At 73.4% G+C, this 942-nt stretch carries 1 protein-coding gene; it reads left to right on the top strand.

All coding sequences use genetic code 11. From position 1 onward, the window contains the following. Window positions 1-286 precede the first annotated feature (286 nt). Window positions 287-942: enoyl-CoA hydratase/isomerase family protein (locus R6V09_RS53895; protein ID WP_317888661.1), on the top strand; the 656-nt coding region annotated here is incomplete at its 3' end.

The following is a 942-nucleotide window of genomic DNA, read 5'->3' as shown; positions in this document are numbered from 1 at the left end:
GCCACGGCGAGCCCGCCGACGGCCAGCAGGACCTTGCGGGGGCGGGGACGGCGGTGCCGGCCGCGCGGGGTCCGGGGCAGGAGGGGTGGCTCCATGTCCGCGGTGTCCTCGGCCCGTTCCGCCTTCGTGGTCGTCGTCACGATCCCTCCCCTGTGGTGTGGCGGACGCACGTTATGCGCTTCTCCGGGCGGTGCGGCGGGAGTTGGGCGGGATGTCACCCGAACGGGGAAGGCCCGTGCGATGATCGGGGAGAGTTCTGTTAACCCACGTTAACCAGGAGGGTGTCATGAGCGAGGAACGGTTCGGGGAGTTCGTGCTGGTGCGGCGACAGGGGTACGTCGCCGAACTCGTCCTGGACCGGCCCAAGGCCATGAACGCCGTCTCCACCGCGATGGCCGGGTCCATCGCCGCGGCCTGTGCGGCACTGGCGGCGGACCGGGACGTCCGGGTGACCGTGCTGACCTCCTCGCACGAGCGGGCCTTCTGTGTCGGCGCCGACCTGAAGGAGCGCAATTCGCTCACCGACGCGGAGCTCGTACGGCAGCGGCCCCTCGCGCGCGGGGCCTACACCGGCGTCCTGGAACTCCCCATGCCGACGATCGCCGCCGTGCACGGCTTCGCGCTGGGCGGCGGCTTCGAACTGGCCCTGTCCTGCGACCTGATCGTGGCCGACGCCACTGCCGTGGTGGGTCTGCCTGAGGTGTCGGTGGGCGTGATCCCGGGGGGCGGCGGTACGCAGCTGCTGCCCCGCCGGGTGGGCGCGGCCCGGGCGGCCGAACTCATCTTCACCGCACGGCGGTTGGAGGCGGCCGAGGCGGCGGGGCTGGGTCTGGTGGACGTCCTGGTGGAGGCGGGCCGGGACCGCGAGGAGGCGCTGGCGCTGGGTGCGCGCATCGCCGCGAACTCGCCGGTCGGCCTGCGGGCGGCCAAGCGGGCACTGCA

It is taken from the genome of Streptomyces sp. W16, assembly GCF_033194735.1.
Taxonomy (GTDB): domain Bacteria; phylum Actinomycetota; class Actinomycetes; order Streptomycetales; family Streptomycetaceae; genus Streptomyces.
This window is presented reverse-complemented; position numbering and strand designations above follow the sequence as displayed.